Source organism: Deltaproteobacteria bacterium (assembly GCA_018668695.1).
GTDB lineage: Bacteria > Myxococcota > XYA12-FULL-58-9 > XYA12-FULL-58-9 > JABJBS01 > JABJBS01.
On record JABJBS010000371.1, the window covers coordinates 1 to 14,602 of the forward strand.

Genomic DNA, 14,602 nt, shown 5'->3' on the forward strand with positions numbered 1-14,602 from the left:
GGCATTGGAACTCGAGAACCCCAGTGGGCGGGAGATCGACCCCGATGAGTGGGAGGCGCCGTAAGCGCGTGATGGACCGACCCACCTCTTATCGGACCTATACGCCCGGGGTGGCTGCATCGGGTGCAAGGCTTTAGCGCCTAGGCACTTTAAATCGGGCGGGGATTAATAAAGCGGTCCAAGCACCAACCTTGGATCCGGAAAAGCTCGCAGCGCCCAGGCTCTGTCGCTTCGGTTCACGGCACCTGGCAAATCATGGGTATCTGGTTCCATGAGACTCAGCTGAAAGTGAAGATGAGAATTCCAACCGCCATTTTCTTCTTCGCAACCGAGCCAGGCCAAAACTTCACCGGCCTCGAAGGTATCACCAACAGACCACTTTTTCAGGCTCTCGCGAGATAGGTGCCCATGCAATGCATACACTACCTGCTCGTGCCACCCGTGACGGGTTATAATCGTTGGGCCGTAATCGTAACGCAGCGCATTGTCGCCAAGCTTAAAAATACTTCCTGCGTAAAAAGCATGCACCGGCTCACCAACCGGACCCGCTAAATCCACGCCCACATGAACATCACGCTGATCCTCTAAAAACTGCTCGCCTTCATACATCCCCGGACGGTGCTCATCGTATCGGCCTACCCCATAAGGTGAAGCCAACACCCGCTGGGCATCATAACCCTTTGTAAAATCATAAACTTCGTAGTTTTCACCCAAATCAATCACAGTGCTAAAACAAATGCCTTCAGTCTTCAAAGTGGCAAAGTCTTCAGGGTTTGGGGATTTTCGGTCGCTTATCAAAGTGGTTCTCGTTTCTTGGTAGCTTCTCTGCGCCATAACCTATGACGTTAATCAGGAAAAGGCTCTCACCATCTCTGGTTGCCGACTCATTTATTCTGGGTTAGGAAGCTTTCATGATGAAAATGCCCTATCAATCCGCCCTGTCCGCCGTCCTCTTCATTGGCCTGCTCACCGCCTGCGGCAGCGAAACCACACCTGAAGACAACCCAGAACCAACGAACACACCAGATCCCATCTGCAGCGAGCTCAAAGACATCCAATGCGTCGACGACATGGTTCTTGATCTCTCACTGCAAAACTCAGTGGCAACAACCACAGTGACCACACAACGTGAATCAGAGAACTGGGTAACATTTGTAGATGCCACCGCAGGTGGTTTTGGCAACTCGTCCAGCAATCCCTGGATCTACATTCGCTTTACTGAAACCGGGGCTGAAAAAGTAGAAATCAACGACAATGAATCCTTGGAATCTATGGATTGGCACCTTGCGGCGCATCGTTTCAAATTAAGACTCAACAGCGGCAGCGGCGGCCCGTCCTGCGTGGCTGCATCGGTTCTACTAGAAAACGACTACGACACCATTGCATCGGTTCCAGAAAACCTGACGTTTTACGAAGACAATTTTTACACTGCCGATTGCACGCTTATCCAAGATAGCTATGGCCTGGGTAGCCCACAGGTTTTTATGAGCAATTGGTGGTCATATGCTGGCTGCGTAGCAACCACCGACGTGCCATTCATTATTCAGCTTGAAGATGGCAAAACCATCAAGCTACGGGTGGAAGAATACTACCAAGATGGTCAAGACAACTGTAACGCCAATGACGTGTCGGGCAGTGGCGGTGGTAATCTCAAACTGCGCTGGCAGTACCTCTAAGCCGTCGGTAAACCCATAGAACCAATAAGAGCAGTGCCAGAGGCTTACTCTCCAGAGCCCCACAGCCGCCCTCTTCGGGTAGAGGGTCTGGATCCTCAACCGCTATTGGCGGATACCACACATTCACAATGCCTGCCGGGCTTAAGAACCCAAAGCCAAACGTATGGTGATGCCCATTCTCATCAAATGTGACGCGTCCATCCTTCTTGGCCGAGCCAGTGATGAGCTCACGGACCTGCTGCGCAGTATATTCCGGATGAATCGATAAAATCAGCCCCGCCACACCGGCGACCACGGGCGCAGCGGCTGACGTGCCGCCAAAGCTCTGCGTATAACCGCCGTTGACCGAAGCCGACACCGTGGCCGAAGGTGCTGCGATATCCACAGACGCACCCGTATTCGTATAAGGTGTTGGGTTGCCATAATGGTCGATGGCCGTCACCGATAACACTTCTGGGATCGCCGCCAACTCGTCGTCTAATATTTCCCGGTCTTCATTGCCTGCCGCAAACACCACCACCGCGCCAAGCCCATCCCGTGCTTGTGTGGATGCACGTACAATCACGGCGCGAAGCGTATCGGAAACCGGCATGTAATCGCTGTAACCCCAGGAGTTGTTAATCACCCACGCGCCATTGTCGATGGCATGTTCAAAAGCCGCCACATCTCCCGAAAGCGGCGCGTAATATTCACCGAGCAGCTTGATGGGAATAAGAGAGCATTCGGGACAAAGCCCCACAATCCCCTCTTCGTTGTTGGCACGTGCGACAGCAATGCCGGAAACCGCCGTGCCATGAATATCGCAAAGGCTGGTATCCGCAGCCTCAAAACAAAACTCACCGGGTTCGGGGCTTGGATCGTTATCATTGGCGTAGGCATCAAAGGGAGCCTTCACCGAATCCGCAAATTCTGGGTGGGTGATTTCAATCGCTGAATCAATCACCGCCACATACACATCCGGATTTCCCAGGCTCAAATCATAAAGCAAACCTAGGCACATTAAAGAGCTTATTGCCGAACGCGGTATCGATGCAGACCATTCAACTCTTAAACGATAGGTTGTGAACCACGCTCCCTTGTTGGCGCTTTGATGGGACCTACATCCGAAGGTAGCTCTACGCTTCTTGCGTCAGGCCATTTGCAACAATGGAGATACTTTACGTCGGATTTGATTTTGCGACAGAACCTTTTCATAACATCTAAAGTGAACACGAATGCCAATGGCGCCAGCTGGCGTATTGATTGTGTATTCGTAGGAAGAGTTCTCACCATAGGGATGCGGTGTTGAAATGGATTCATCCACTTGAATCCATGGGACAGTTTCGCATCCCTCCCACTGGCCGGTATGTACGCCGCCTGCTTCGGCACCAGGCACAGAAACAATACTCACTCTAATACCTCTGTTTATGTTACAAACTCGTAACATCTGTATTTTGTTGAACAAAAGTTCTCGAATTTAACCAAATCTTGAATCGTTTCTTTTTCGATGGGCTCTATTCTAGTAGGAGACCATCATGAATTTAAAAACCTATTTTGATAATGCCACTTCAACGCTGACCTATGTTGTTTGGGACCCAGCAACTCTCGATGCTGTTATCATCGATCCCGTTTTGAATTACGACCCCGTTGGATCGGTGACCCAAACAGATTCAGCGATGATGCTTTTGAACTTTGTGCGAGAAACTGACCTCAATGTTCACTTTGTTCTTGAGACTCATGCTCATGCGGATCATCTTTCGTCAGCGCAATTGTTGAGGCGGCATCTAGACGCTCAAATCGCTATTGGTGAACATATCGTTGCCGTTCAAGAAACGTTTAAGGCCGCGCTGAGCCTTAATGCTGATTTTGCGACCGACGGTAGTCAATTCGATAAATTGTTAAAGGACCAAGAGGTTCTTATGGCCGGTTCACTTCCTATCACCGTGCTTCATACGCCTGGGCACACCCCAGCCTGTATCAGTTTCAAAATTGATGATGCTGTATTTACCGGTGATGCTTTGTTTATTGAAGACTTTGGAACCGGGCGGTGCGACTTTCCGAAGGGCAGTGCCAAAGACCTCTACGACTCCGTTCAAAACAAACTTTATACGCTTCCCGATGAGACAAGAGTATTTGTGGGGCATGACTATCAGCCTGGTGACAGAGATTTGCGATACGAAACCACCATTGGAGCATCCAAATCTGCAAATATTCAACTTCAAGCCAACACATCTTGTGAAGAATTTGTAGAATTTCGCAATGCTCGGGATGCTCTTCTCAAGGCACCAAAGCTCTTATTTCAAAGTGTACAAGTGAATATAGATGCTGGCCGGCTACCGAAAGAAGAGGCGAATGGTGGTCGTTATTTCAGATTGCCTCTTAATCTTTTCGCTCCCACTGATGGGGTTGGCGAAATGGTTATTTCTAAATCGGTTCAGTCACTCTCGGAGATCAGAACTTTGGAAGATACCTATGTGATTGCACATCCAACTGACCTTCACCCCAATGGAGGCGTGGCTTTTAGCCATGGTATTGCGATTGCAGCAAAAGGAAAAGGGAAGTTGATTTCGCTTGTGCTTACAGACGAGCAAGTTTCTTTACCCCCGATTTCAAGTATCGTTTCTCGTTGGGATATAGAACCGTCGGATGTAGACCACTCTGTGGTCAAACATGAATGCTGCCAGGACCTGATTGATACCGTTTTGGACGGCATTCGTAAGTTGGGTCCTGATCTCTTAGTGGTCGGAACTCATCGCGGTCGGGGAGTTGTGCATTGGTTATCCGGAAGTCCCGCGGTTTCATTGGCTAGAAATACGGATGTTCCGACGCTTCTATTACCTATTGGTGAACGCGGCCTCATCGCCCGTGAGGATGGAAATATTCGCTTAGAAAACGTATTGATCCCTGTAGAAACGCAAGAAGCAGCTGATACCGCATTTGATGCGCTCTCGAAGTTTATGGATGGGGCAGGAATCGAAAATGCCACGGTCCACTTGTTGGGTGCGGAAGGAAAGTGCGACCTGGAAAGAATTCGTCTGCCAAGAGATAAGGAATGGCAATTTGAGAAACATTGTCGTGTCGAAAAACTAGAAAAAGCTGTAGATGCGCTGGCGGATGAGGTGAATGCAAACTTGATTGTGATGGCGACCAATGGGCAAGACAGTTTTCACGACTTCTTGTGGGGAACCCATACAGAGAGAGTGTTGGCTCATGCAAATCGTCCGGTAATGTCGGTTCAGATGAAGAACGGAAATTAAGAGGGTTCTGTCGCAAACTCGCTAGAACCATTAGCGGCTGCTAAATTTCGCTATGAAATTCTCAGGTCGTCATTTCCCCAAAGATATCATTCTTACCTCGATTCGGTCGTATCTTCGATACAAACTAAGCTATCGCGAGATTAAAGAGCTTATTGCCGAACGCGGTATAGATGTAGACCATTCAACCCTTGACCGATGGGTTGTGAACTACGCTCTCTTGTTGGCGGCTCAGGCACAGCATTACAAACGGAACGTTGGTGTTCGTTGGCGCTTTGAGTTTGCGACAGAACCCTTTTTCGTTGGGGCAAAGTCGTTAGGCCAACTCCTTGTTAGAAAACGAAAACAGAAGTGCCTAGCCTTGGCCACCAAGCTCATTGTAGAGGCCCTCGAAATATGTCTGCGTCTCTACGGCTTCGTGTTGACGAATTGCTCCAATCAGTTCGCGAGCATACAATCGAAGCGCGGAATTTGTTTTTGCTTGTATCTCGCCTAATGCCAGCTGATTGACTCGCTTCAGTAGGATGGGATGCTCTTTGCGGAGTGCCCAAATTCGTACCTGGCTGTTGGAAGCCAGGTCCTGAATGCTCGAGAAAAACGCTGCCGAGTTATCCTCGAGGGCGAAATGCTGCTTTAAAACACAATAGAGCGTATGGGCGCACGACTGAATGGACATGGTGCTCGTTGCAATGTCTAGCCTGAAAAGAGCGTACTCAAGTGTTGAATAGCGTTGCTCCATAACGAGTTCCCCGGACTCTGTTTCTTCGGCTATAGCTAAATTTGATAACATAAGTATTTTTCCCTTTCCGTTTCAAAGGCTGGTGCGCAGGCCTGAATATATACATTGTGGCAGCCTGGACAGCCTTCGTAAACCATTAACGTGAATTATGTGTTAAATGAGTTTACTGCGAATACCCGGATTAGTGGTGTTTTGGTAATGTTTTTCATTGGACAAACTATAAACCTGTAAGGTGTTAATTTTAGTTAGGTTTTATTATGCGGGTCGCTGTTTGGCGTTATTCTGAGTGAGCGCGTATCTTTTCTTTTGGATGAATTCTCCAGGCACAATTAACTGACATTTCGCCTGTCACGCGACGATGGTCGGAGCGCGCTTGGGGGCTCGCTTTTTCAGCTTTCGAAGCACCCAAGTCGGCTGCAAGTGCTGCCAGACGTCGCCGGTTGTGGGTTCGATCAGCCACAACGGTGCGAGCTTCTCCGGCACGCGAATCACGTCGGTCGCGCTGTACGTTCCAAAGACATGATCCCAAACCGGCGACGTGACACCGTGGTTGCGAGACGGATCGTGGAAATGGTGAAAAAAGTGGTGCGCCCGGGCCCAGCGGCCGTACGCGGTGCTGGCCTCAAAGACATGCTCCACGCGGTGCAAGATTTCGTAGTAGAGGTAGAACGCGACGAAGCCGAAGATGAAGGCCGACCCGTACACAGCGCCCAGCAGCACCGTCGCTGGCCACCAAAGCAGGGCAATGGCCGCGATTGCAGCACCTGCCTTCTTCCACCACTGCGCGAAGTAGTTGCCCTTGCTGTGGTGCGTCTGATGCTCGACGCCAAACGGGTTGCGCAGAAAACGCCGGTCATGGCCGAGCCAACGGTGAATGCAGTACTCCGTGAAGCTCCAGCCGACAGCACCCACGACGATTGCAGCTGTGATGGTTCCGAAGGTGGTCACGCTGATCATATTGGCCTCATTTAGTAAATCTTGTTCACTTTTTAAATCGTATTTACACTCAGAACAAGCGCAAGTTCGCGTTCACTCCTCGTGAAACGGGATCGTATCCCAGAAATCACGGACCGATTAAGCAGGAACTTGTGCATGCAAATCAACACTGGCTAGTCTGAAAGCATTGTACCAAATAGTTAGCGTACCAACATACACACATTGCTGCTTAATCATTCAATTATGTTGGCGCATAAACTCGGTATGCATGTCGTCGCGGAGGGGATAGAGGACGAAGCTGTATGGAACACTTTGAAAGAACTTGGATGCGACGAAGGGCAAGGCTATTGGATGGGAAGGCCAATGCCCGCTGAAGATATAGAAGCGTGGATGATTAGCTGGCACTCGACGTAAGTTACCAGCTAACCATGCTGTGCCTAGGGAATTCAACCGAGGCCAGGCCCAAAAGAGCCTACAAAAAGTACCGATCAAGACAAGAAATGAGAGGCTAGGAGCCCCCTTTGTCCTTGTCGGCCAAGTTTACAGGCTCAACAAACTGCTTAGATAAGTTGCTCAGCTGCTGCACTTGTTTGCCATAATTACGGCAGCCCTTGCACATAATGGTGTGTAATGTAACGCCGCCTTTTTCTCTCATGGTAAGCTTTCGGTCTTGTGCTTGTGATAGAAGCTGGGTGGTAGATTTGCAATTCATCATCATTAAGCTCCCTTATCGAACCAGTTTGTTTGAAGGCATTTTCTAAGCTTTGAACGGGCTCGGTAAAGCAATACGTTAAGGCTGGTTTCATTTGTTTCTAGCAGCTCACATATTTCAGCGGTGCTTAAGCCAATGAATTCACGCATCATGTAGGCTCTTCTGTATTGGCCAGGCAGGCCTTCTAAACACGCTTCAAATACTAACCAAAATTGATTGTTAGCGGCGCTTTCGCTGGGCTGTGGCCAGGGTGTTGGGCGTTCGGATAAATGCCAATAACCGCGTTCATCAAATTGCTGGTCCCACACTTCTAGGTTTGTTTGTTCATCATCATCTTGCATAGAGCTGCTGGGCACAAGGCGATGATTGCCGCGTATTACATCAATGATTTTGTGTTTAAGTATGGCAAACACCCAGGTTTTAAATGCAGACCTTCTGCCGAACGTTTGTTGGTTTTTTAATGCGCCGATAAAAGCCTCTTGAACGGCGTCTTCGGCAAGGCTCGTGTCTTGCAGTTGTAAACTTGCAAATTTCAACATTTGTTGGCGCAGCTCGCTCATAAATGCTTCATCCTGCGTCCAATCTAGGGCGTGAGAAGCGGAAAACTTCAGTGCGGTCATGGCTCATGCTCTTTGCTCATAGTGAGGCTCTACCTTAAGTTGTTAAGAGCGATTATTCAAAATAATACAGGGCTACAAAAACTAAAAACGGCTGGCAGCCAACTGTTTATGGAATGCCAGCCTAAGAGTTAAAAGACACCTTTAAACTGTTTTGGGCTCGCTATCATCGGCTATGGATTGAGAAGTGAATACACGGCCCATCACCCAGCCAAATACAATATGCAACATCAGCGTCATCATGGGAGCAACGATGCCCATGTTAAGGCCAAATAGGCCTGCGCCTGCCATAGGCATCACCATAACCATCATGCCTAACCAAGCCAGTACGCCAAAGCTAATACCTTTGGTGGTGGCAGATTTTCCCGGTAATAGGGTGTAGATAATGGTAAAGCCAACGCCCCATACCAAGGAGCCAATCATAAAGTGCATCACCCAGCCCATGAGGACAGACATGCCCATCATGTTGGCTAGCATGTGAATAACGTTTAGCTCGGGCATAACGCCCATCATATCCTTAGCAAACATAATGGCCGACATGGCCACGGTGCCAATAAATCCAGCTTTGATACCTTCAGTAATAGTGCTCATAGTGACTTTCTCCTTTGGTTTTGTGCGACTTATGAGAGTTTGTCGTGTGACGCTGCAGATTCTTACAGTTTATTTTAAATCAGTTTTTAGGCTAAGGCTTTGTGCTTGGTTATTGGAACGGATGGCTGCTTTGGCGGCGCCACCCCGTGTTCACCAGGTGCGTTATCATGGGGTATTGGCATCGGCGTCGTCACTTCGTCTAGTCACCGGCGGCGCGGCGCTCTTCGGCGTTGGTTGGGGCCTGGGTGGCTTCTGCCCGGGACCGGGGCTGGTCTCGCTGGCCGGATTTGGGTCATCTGCTGCCGTGTTCGTCGTGTTCATGTTCGTGGGGATGGTGGGTCACAAGACTATTCATCGTCCCAAGCAGGTCGCCCAGTCCGCTCGGGTCGTCGAGACCAAGGCGGGCGCCCCATGTTGATGGTTGCATTTTTGGCCACATTGATCGGTCTCTCCCTTGGACTGCTTGGGGGCGGCGGCTCCATCCTCGCGGTTCCGGTGCTGGCCTATGGAGCCGGGCTGCCGGCCAAAGAGGCCATCGCCACTTCGCTGATTGTGGTGGGTGCGACGTCGCTCTTTGCCCTGATTCCCCACGCCCGGCGAGGCCACGTCGAATGGCGGACTGGGGCGATCTTCTCTGCGACCGCCATGGTCGGGGCCTACTTGGGCGGGCTCGCGGCCGATTGGTTCTCTGGCACCACGCTCCTATTGCTCTTTGCCGCCATGATGGTGGTGACCGCGTTGGCGATGTTTCGTGGGCGGAGTGAGCTGAAGGCGAACAAAGAGAAGCCACTGGCAGTCGGGCTGGTGATCGCCGAGGGTCTCGTGGTCGGTGGGGCCACCGGGCTCGTGGGCGCGGGCGGCGGCTTCCTGGTGGTGCCAGCTCTGGTGCTTCTCGGCGGTATGGAGATGCACAAGGCGGTGGGCACCTCGCTCATGGTCATCGCGCTCAAGTCTTTTGCGGCCTTTGCCGGCCATGCAGCGCATGTGTCCATCGATGTGCAGCTCGCCCTCGTGGTCACGGTCGCCGCCGTCGCAGGGAGCATTGGGGGAGCAGCATTGGCCAAGCGTGTCCCAGCGCAGATGCTGCGCAAGGTTTTTGCCGGTTTTGTGTTGGTGATGGCGGGCTACGTCGTCTGGCGCGAAGCGGGGCTGATGCCCGCTGCGGGTGTGTTGCTCCTCTCGCTTGCCACCCTCGGTGGGTTGCGGTTGCGGGATGGTCGTTCGGCCAACGCCAGACACCCCAAACCACCCGTTGTGGACTCGTTTCCAATCCCGATTGACGCCTCAGATGTCCGCAATAGATAGAAGGTAAGCCTATGCAGACGATGTGGACGGGGCTGTCGCGGACATTGACCGAGGCGACATGCGTGGGATTCTGAGGGGGATGAAGATCCTCAAGAAGTAGCGAACAGCGCTCGTGCCCAGAGGCTTGAGCCCCGCACGGCCACACGGTCGTGTGGGGCTCACTTCGTTTGGGCTTCTCATCACCTACGTCTTCGTTGTGCGGCCGCCTGCCGCTGTTCGCCTGTCGCCGTCTAGAGGAACGGGTTTGCGAATTTCGGATCGGTCAACATGTCGTGATCGGTGAGGGCCTCCAAGAAGGCGAGGAGGGCGTCGCGGTGAGTCTCCGAGAGGTTCGGAGCGTGCATATTCAGGGGCATTCCCAGGTTCGGATGGGCCTCGACGGAGTCGCCATAGTGGTCGATGACCTCCCGCAGGGACGTGAAGCGCCCGTCGTGCATGAAGGTCGCACGGACAGCAACGTTTCGAAGGGACGGGACCTTGAACGTTCCCATGTCAGAAGAGAGGCCCGTGATCTCGCCATAGCCAGGGTCGTCGTCCGAGTTGGCGTCGAGCCCGTTGTTGTTCGCCTCGACAGCCGACATGGTCTCGCCCTGATGGCACACGGCGCAGCCCGCCCCATTAGGCCCCATCGGGGTGTTCATGAAGATCTGCTTTCCCAGGTTCTCCTGCTCCGTGAAATTCGGAAAATCAACCGTTGCTGACGAGACCTGTGCACGTCCCTCGTCATACCGGCTGCCGAAGCTGACCAGACTGCGAACGAACTGGGCCAGGGCCAGGGAGATTCGTTCCGAACTCACCTCGGAGTCTCCGAAGGCCTTCTCAAACAACCCGGGGTAGAAATCCTGCCCCTCGACGGCCGCTACCAAGGTCTCCAAGGTCATCCCCATTTCCACAGGGTCCTGAAAGGGCATGAGCACCTGGTCCTCCAGGGTCTCGGCGCGCTGGTCCCAGAAGAACATCCCGGGAGCATAGAAGCGCGCGTTGGTGAGCGACATAGAGTGCCGGCCCGTCTCGCCCCCATCGAAGCCCTCGCTGAGCACCTTGTCGTCGGAGAAGCCAAACTCTGCCTTGTGGCAGGAGGCGCAGGCGATGGTGCCGTTGGCGCTGAGGTTCGTGTCGTAGAACAAGTGGCGGCCAAGGTTTGCCCCATCGTTGGTGATGGGGTTGTCTTCGGGCGTGTTGTCCATGTCCAGGACAGAGGGACCACCCATTCCGCCTGTGGCAGCGACGCCAAAGTGTGCCGGAAACTCCACGTCTTCGTAATTGAAGCCGGTCGAGCTGCCCGTGTCATCGACGGTGTCGCCATCCGAAGTCGGCTTGTCTGTGTTGCATCCAGCCAGCAAGGCTGTCGCAAGGAATAGGCGTAAAGCGTTGTTCTTCATGAGTTCTCCATAAAACTAGGGGATTGGAGCGGGAAGGCGCACCACTGAACCGGCACCAATGAGGGCATCTTCCACGTGGCCAGAGATCTGGCGCTCCGCGTCGACGACGTGAATGTGAAGCCGGACGCCGCCGTGGGTGATGACGCCCGCGTGTTGGGTTGAATAAAAGCCGATGAGGATCGGCGAGCCGTCGACCAGGGTGCCTTTCACGGCGGCATTCTCATGGTCCTCATGGCTGGCTTGGCCTTCTGGCAAGCGGGAGCCGTCGATGACGTGCCAATCAACGCGCTTGATAGCGCCTTCAATCTTGAGCGGGAGGGCCCCGGTGTCTGGCCAGTGAGCGGTCTCGAGGATGTCGGCGATGACCTCTGCGAGGTCGTCGTAGGGGGTGTCTTGCTCCAGGGTGAAGCTCACCCACTCGGGGACCTCACTGATCACAAGCAGGGCCGCCTCTTCCTCAGGGCCGCTTTCCTGAACGACGCTGATGGCATCTTCGCCCTCTGGGTAGCCGAGCCAGCTCTCGCCACCCAGGATGGTGATCTCTCCGCGCAAGCCCGAGATGGCGCCGAGCCCTACTGTCTGTGGGCTGTCTCCGTGCTCGGCGAGGCTGGCTGTCGCGCTGAGGTCACCGAGGGCGAAGATCTGTTGCAAGGAGCCAAAGACCTCGACCTCGGGGCTGCCGACGAGGCTTTCCGGCGCTGAGTCTGTGTCGAGAGGACTCGTCGCTGCGGTCTCAGATGCCCCACAGCCCCAAGTGAAAAGCAAGATGGCGATCACTGAGATTTGTTTCACGGCGAGTTCCCCTCATGTCTTTGTTGGATGGCGAGCGTGAGCTCCTGGACGGCCTGTATGACACCTTCACGACTCGCTTCCGGGAGGTTGCTTAGCACCGCTCCGAACAGCTCTTGGCTCGTGCGATTCACATTGGCCGCGGTCTGGCGACCTTGCTCGGTGAGGTGGATGCGCTTTGCGCGTTTGTCGGCCGGGCAGGTCTCGAGCTGTACGAGGTGTCGGCTCTTCAGTTGCCGCAACAGCCGAGTGACCGTGCTCTTGTTGAGCTGCAGGTGGTCCGCCAGGACCTGCTGGGACGGGGGGGCTTCTTCAGGTGGTTGGGCCCTGAGAAACATGAGGGCGTGGGCCTGCGCCACCGAGAGAGGATGGCCGCAGGGGGTCCGCCGCACATCCAGCAGTCCGAGGTGACGGACGAACAGCTGGACCGTCCTCCTCAGTTCTTCAGTTTGGCTTTCTGCCTTCATGGTGTGAGGTATAGCAACAGATAGTTGCGGGCGCAACTAATGTCTGATAGCTTCGCCCACCATGATGAAGAACTACAAGACAACACTCCCCCTCCTGCTGATCCTGCTACTTGGGGCCAGCTGCACGAAGACCGCCACGCAGGTCCGCTCCCCAGCACCGGCGCAGCCGGTCGCGCTTTCAACGCCCGAGCCATTCACTACGGCTGTGACCGTCCACGGTGCCCTGCGAGAGATCATGCACATGGGGCGCACCGACCGTCGGGTCGACCTGGCGCCGATGATTGGCCGGGCGGGCCTCTACGGCCTTGGCGCGCTGGAGGGTCTTGGCGGCGAGGTGACCATCTGGGATGGGCAGCTTTGGTTATCGACACCCGACGGCCAAGGCGGCGCGGTCGCGGGGCGGCATCAGGGCACAACCTCGGGGGCGACACTGCTGGTCAGCGCCGAGGTCGATCGGTGGCAGGAGCGACCCATCAGTCAAGCCGTGCCCTTCGACCAGCTTGACGCATTCATCGAACGGGAAGCCCGGGCGGCGGGTGTCAATGTGGCCGAGGCCTTTCCGTTCCGCATCGAAGGTTCGCCAACCCGCCTCGACTGGCACGTCATCGACGGCAGCAAGATTCCGCCCGACGCCCACGGCCATGAGGCGCACATTCGCACAGCGGTGCGTGGGTCACTGACCGGAGCGCCCGCGAAGATCCTTGGCTTCTACTCGCCCAAGCACCACGCGATCTTCACCCACCATGACACGAATACGCACGCTCATGTGATCGTTGCGACACCTGCCATTTCCGGACACGTCGACCATGTGGATATCAGTGTGGGGTCGAAGCTCTTCTTGCCGGCAAGATAGCTGGTCACGAATCCCCAAGGCGACCAGTCTTTGGCGCTGAAGTTAACACCCCCCTGTTAACTTCGTGCGAGCGTCTCTCCCCAGCGGCGGGTCTGGAGAGCGCTGGGAGAGTCGAATTCAGGCTGGATCTGGCGCGACGGGACGTTCTCTCGCAGCCGTACTCGCACCGAAAGCCAGCCAGCAACCCATTGATTCCGCAGTGTTGCGGCGCCCACCCGAGGCCCGTTAAACGAAGAAGCCCCGCCATGCGGCGAGGCTTTCATCTGGCTGCCCGGATGGGTGGTTCTGCGAACGCACTCTCTTGCGTCTCTTGCAAGAGAACCTGAGCGTTTTCAGTGACATTGCAAGAGACCACAGCGCGCAAGTGATCTCGGATTCTGCGGTTCCGAAGATCATCCCTTGACCCTGTACCCTACTAAAGAGTTTATAGTTTTTGGTATGGAGTCGAGCATGACCAAGACCACCATCGGAAAGGTAGCCAGGGCGGCCGGCATCGGCGTCGAGACCGTGCGCTTCTACGAGCGTCAGGGGCTGATCCCCGAGCCGCCGCGCAGCGACTCCGGCTACCGCCTCTACCTAGTCACTCACTCAAGAATGCCAGTGATTTATCGGTTATAGGTGAAAGTTACAGCTTGAGCCTTGAGCTGAATCAGAATGCATTCGCATTTTTGGATCTTGGCACAGCATGGCTTGAGTCGGGAGAATTTTTCGTCGGGCAGGGAAGTGGCTTTGGGGTCTTCACATTCAGTGGTTATAAGTATGTTCCAAATCAGCCAGCAGTGGCTGTGGACGGCATCAATGAAAGCTGTTTGTTTCCAAAGACTGTCAGTGGCTTTGATTGGAAGAGCTCTCTTAATGTGAATGATTCGGGTATCACAGAAGGCGATGCCTTCGACTTTGAATTTGGTTGTACCGAATAAACCAGAGAGATTAATTTGCTGAGGGTTTGCGTGTGATGATTAAGTCTTTCACCCGCATCACCCCTTTGGCTGATGCTGAAATTTCTACCAGGAATTCATCGGGGCGAAGCTCTCCCATTTCTTGAACGCGTTTTTCATTGAAATAGAAGCGGTTGATGCCCAGGTGAATGCTCTCGTGACCAACGTCACCGATAACCCAGACGCTATTACTAGGCACCGGGAGCTGCTACATCAGTTATTCGTCAGGCAGAATTGATTCGGCCGCATAACAATGAAAAGTCGTCGCGTTGTGCGAATGTGGATTATTTTAGTCTACACGCAAACACGCGGGTTGGTGCAGGTGAGCGCAAGCGATTGGAAAAGCTTTGCCGCTATGTGGCCC

At 53.7% G+C, this 14,602-nt stretch carries 18 protein-coding genes and 2 pseudogenes; 8 read left to right on the forward strand and 12 right to left on the reverse strand.

The window, feature by feature from the left end:
- Window positions 1–165: 165 nt before the first annotated feature.
- A complete protein-coding gene (locus HOK28_21520; GenBank protein MBT6435688.1) occupies window positions 166–834 on the reverse strand; it encodes a peptidoglycan DD-metalloendopeptidase family protein in 669 nt (222 codons plus the stop codon).
- Between the two features lie 77 nt (window positions 835–911).
- On the opposite strand from HOK28_21520, the gene HOK28_21525 reads away from it, so the two are divergent.
- Complete coding sequence (locus HOK28_21525) at window positions 912–1,676, forward strand: hypothetical protein (protein ID MBT6435689.1); 765 nt, start codon at window positions 912–914, stop codon at window positions 1,674–1,676.
- Here the strand turns inward: HOK28_21525 and HOK28_21530 are convergent.
- Window positions 1,651–2,676, reverse strand: a complete 1,026-nt coding sequence (locus HOK28_21530) for a S8 family serine peptidase (GenBank protein ID MBT6435690.1) — start codon at window positions 2,674–2,676, stop codon at window positions 1,651–1,653. The two genes, HOK28_21525 and HOK28_21530, sit on opposite strands and share 26 nt — an antisense overlap.
- A 129-nt stretch (window positions 2,677–2,805) precedes the next feature.
- Window positions 2,806–3,066, reverse strand: coding sequence for a hypothetical protein (locus HOK28_21535; GenBank protein MBT6435691.1), 261 nt, complete (start codon window positions 3,064–3,066; stop codon window positions 2,806–2,808).
- Between the two features lie 124 nt (window positions 3,067–3,190).
- On the opposite strand from HOK28_21535, the gene HOK28_21540 reads away from it, so the two are divergent.
- Window positions 3,191–4,912, forward strand: a complete 1,722-nt coding sequence (locus HOK28_21540; GenBank protein ID MBT6435692.1) for an MBL fold metallo-hydrolase — start codon at window positions 3,191–3,193, stop codon at window positions 4,910–4,912.
- A 352-nt stretch (window positions 4,913–5,264) separates the two neighbouring features.
- On the opposite strand, the gene HOK28_21545 is transcribed toward HOK28_21540, so the two are convergent.
- Window positions 5,265–5,699 carry a hypothetical protein gene (locus HOK28_21545; protein MBT6435693.1) on the reverse strand — a complete coding sequence of 145 codons (435 nt, stop codon included), beginning with the start codon at window positions 5,697–5,699 and terminating at the stop codon, window positions 5,265–5,267.
- A 297-nt stretch (window positions 5,700–5,996) separates the two neighbouring features.
- A complete protein-coding gene (locus HOK28_21550) occupies window positions 5,997–6,605 on the reverse strand; it encodes a sterol desaturase family protein (GenBank protein ID MBT6435694.1) in 609 nt (202 codons plus the stop codon).
- A gap of 222 nt (window positions 6,606–6,827) precedes the next feature.
- On the opposite strand from HOK28_21550, the gene HOK28_21555 reads away from it, so the two are divergent.
- Window positions 6,828–6,998, forward strand: coding sequence for an EAL domain-containing protein (locus HOK28_21555; GenBank protein MBT6435695.1), 171 nt, complete (start codon window positions 6,828–6,830; stop codon window positions 6,996–6,998).
- 94 nt (window positions 6,999–7,092) lie between these two features.
- Here the strand turns inward: HOK28_21555 and HOK28_21560 are convergent, their stop codons facing one another.
- The 3 genes from HOK28_21560 to HOK28_21570 form a co-directional block, all read right to left on the reverse strand.
- Window positions 7,093–7,299, reverse strand: coding sequence for a zf-HC2 domain-containing protein (locus tag HOK28_21560; protein MBT6435696.1), 207 nt, complete (start codon window positions 7,297–7,299; stop codon window positions 7,093–7,095).
- A gap of 2 nt (window positions 7,300–7,301) precedes the next feature.
- The gene (locus tag HOK28_21565) at window positions 7,302–7,916 is read right to left on the reverse strand and encodes a sigma-70 family RNA polymerase sigma factor (protein MBT6435697.1); all 615 of its coding nucleotides are present in this window, start codon (window positions 7,914–7,916) and stop codon (window positions 7,302–7,304) included.
- A 141-nt stretch (window positions 7,917–8,057) separates the two neighbouring features.
- Complete coding sequence (locus HOK28_21570; GenBank protein ID MBT6435698.1) at window positions 8,058–8,504, reverse strand: hypothetical protein; 447 nt, start codon at window positions 8,502–8,504, stop codon at window positions 8,058–8,060.
- A 199-nt stretch (window positions 8,505–8,703) separates the two neighbouring features.
- Here HOK28_21570 and HOK28_21575 point away from each other — a divergent pair.
- Window positions 8,704–8,790: pseudogene (locus HOK28_21575) on the forward strand (YeeE/YedE family protein).
- Between the two features lie 131 nt (window positions 8,791–8,921).
- Window positions 8,922–9,809 (forward strand): sulfite exporter TauE/SafE family protein, encoded by an 888-nt coding sequence (locus HOK28_21580; protein ID MBT6435699.1) that lies wholly within the window; start codon window positions 8,922–8,924, stop codon window positions 9,807–9,809.
- Window positions 9,810–10,039: 230 nt separating this feature from the next.
- Here HOK28_21580 and HOK28_21585 read toward each other — a convergent pair whose 3' ends face one another.
- Genes HOK28_21585 through HOK28_21595 form a run of 3 tightly spaced genes read right to left on the reverse strand, consistent with a single transcriptional unit; the run spans window position 10,040 to window position 12,447 of the window.
- Window positions 10,040–11,191 carry a c-type cytochrome gene (locus HOK28_21585; protein MBT6435700.1) on the reverse strand — a complete coding sequence of 384 codons (1,152 nt, stop codon included), beginning with the start codon at window positions 11,189–11,191 and terminating at the stop codon, window positions 10,040–10,042.
- Between the two features lie 15 nt (window positions 11,192–11,206).
- Window positions 11,207–11,983, reverse strand: coding sequence for a hypothetical protein (locus HOK28_21590; protein MBT6435701.1), 777 nt, complete (start codon window positions 11,981–11,983; stop codon window positions 11,207–11,209).
- Window positions 11,980–12,447, reverse strand: coding sequence for a MarR family transcriptional regulator (locus tag HOK28_21595; GenBank protein ID MBT6435702.1), 468 nt, complete (start codon window positions 12,445–12,447; stop codon window positions 11,980–11,982). The genes HOK28_21590 and HOK28_21595 overlap by 4 nt, the downstream gene beginning before the upstream one ends.
- 61 nt (window positions 12,448–12,508) lie before the next feature.
- Between HOK28_21595 and HOK28_21600 the strand changes: the two genes are divergently transcribed.
- The 3 genes and pseudogenes from HOK28_21600 to HOK28_21610 all read left to right on the forward strand — a co-directional run bounded on the left by HOK28_21600 (window position 12,509) and on the right by HOK28_21610 (window position 14,220).
- Entirely contained in the window at window positions 12,509–13,300 is a 792-nt protein-coding gene (locus tag HOK28_21600; protein MBT6435703.1) for a hypothetical protein, read from the forward strand.
- A gap of 450 nt (window positions 13,301–13,750) precedes the next feature.
- A pseudogene (locus HOK28_21605) lies at window positions 13,751–13,876 on the forward strand (MerR family DNA-binding transcriptional regulator).
- Window positions 13,877–13,932: 56 nt separating this feature from the next.
- Complete coding sequence (locus HOK28_21610) at window positions 13,933–14,220, forward strand: hypothetical protein (GenBank protein MBT6435704.1); 288 nt, start codon at window positions 13,933–13,935, stop codon at window positions 14,218–14,220.
- Between the two features lie 10 nt (window positions 14,221–14,230).
- On the opposite strand, the gene HOK28_21615 is transcribed toward HOK28_21610, so the two are convergent.
- Entirely contained in the window at window positions 14,231–14,437 is a 207-nt protein-coding gene (locus tag HOK28_21615; GenBank protein ID MBT6435705.1) for a hypothetical protein, read from the reverse strand.
- Window positions 14,438–14,602 lie beyond the last annotated feature (165 nt).

Bases quoted from the DNA above. Each gene is read 5' to 3' on its own strand.
- HOK28_21520 (MBT6435688.1), bottom strand. From the start codon at position 834: ATGGCGCAGAGAAGCTACCAAGAAACGAGAACCACTTTGATAAGCGAC.
- HOK28_21525 (MBT6435689.1), top strand. From the start codon at position 912: ATGATGAAAATGCCCTATCAATCCGCCCTGTCCGCCGTCCTCTTCATT.
- HOK28_21530 (MBT6435690.1), bottom strand. From the start codon at position 2,676: ATGTGCCTAGGTTTGCTTTATGATTTGAGCCTGGGAAATCCGGATGTG.
- HOK28_21540 (MBT6435692.1), top strand. From the start codon at position 3,191: ATGAATTTAAAAACCTATTTTGATAATGCCACTTCAACGCTGACCTAT.
- HOK28_21545 (MBT6435693.1), bottom strand. From the start codon at position 5,699: ATGTTATCAAATTTAGCTATAGCCGAAGAAACAGAGTCCGGGGAACTC.
- HOK28_21550 (MBT6435694.1), bottom strand. From the start codon at position 6,605: ATGATCAGCGTGACCACCTTCGGAACCATCACAGCTGCAATCGTCGTG.
- HOK28_21555 (MBT6435695.1), top strand. From the start codon at position 6,828: ATGTTGGCGCATAAACTCGGTATGCATGTCGTCGCGGAGGGGATAGAG.
- HOK28_21560 (MBT6435696.1), bottom strand. From the start codon at position 7,299: ATGATGAATTGCAAATCTACCACCCAGCTTCTATCACAAGCACAAGAC.
- HOK28_21565 (MBT6435697.1), bottom strand. From the start codon at position 7,916: ATGACCGCACTGAAGTTTTCCGCTTCTCACGCCCTAGATTGGACGCAG.
- HOK28_21570 (MBT6435698.1), bottom strand. From the start codon at position 8,504: ATGAGCACTATTACTGAAGGTATCAAAGCTGGATTTATTGGCACCGTG.
- HOK28_21580 (MBT6435699.1), top strand. From the start codon at position 8,922: ATGGTTGCATTTTTGGCCACATTGATCGGTCTCTCCCTTGGACTGCTT.
- HOK28_21585 (MBT6435700.1), bottom strand. From the start codon at position 11,191: ATGAAGAACAACGCTTTACGCCTATTCCTTGCGACAGCCTTGCTGGCT.
- HOK28_21595 (MBT6435702.1), bottom strand. From the start codon at position 12,447: ATGAAGGCAGAAAGCCAAACTGAAGAACTGAGGAGGACGGTCCAGCTG.
- HOK28_21600 (MBT6435703.1), top strand. From the start codon at position 12,509: ATGATGAAGAACTACAAGACAACACTCCCCCTCCTGCTGATCCTGCTA.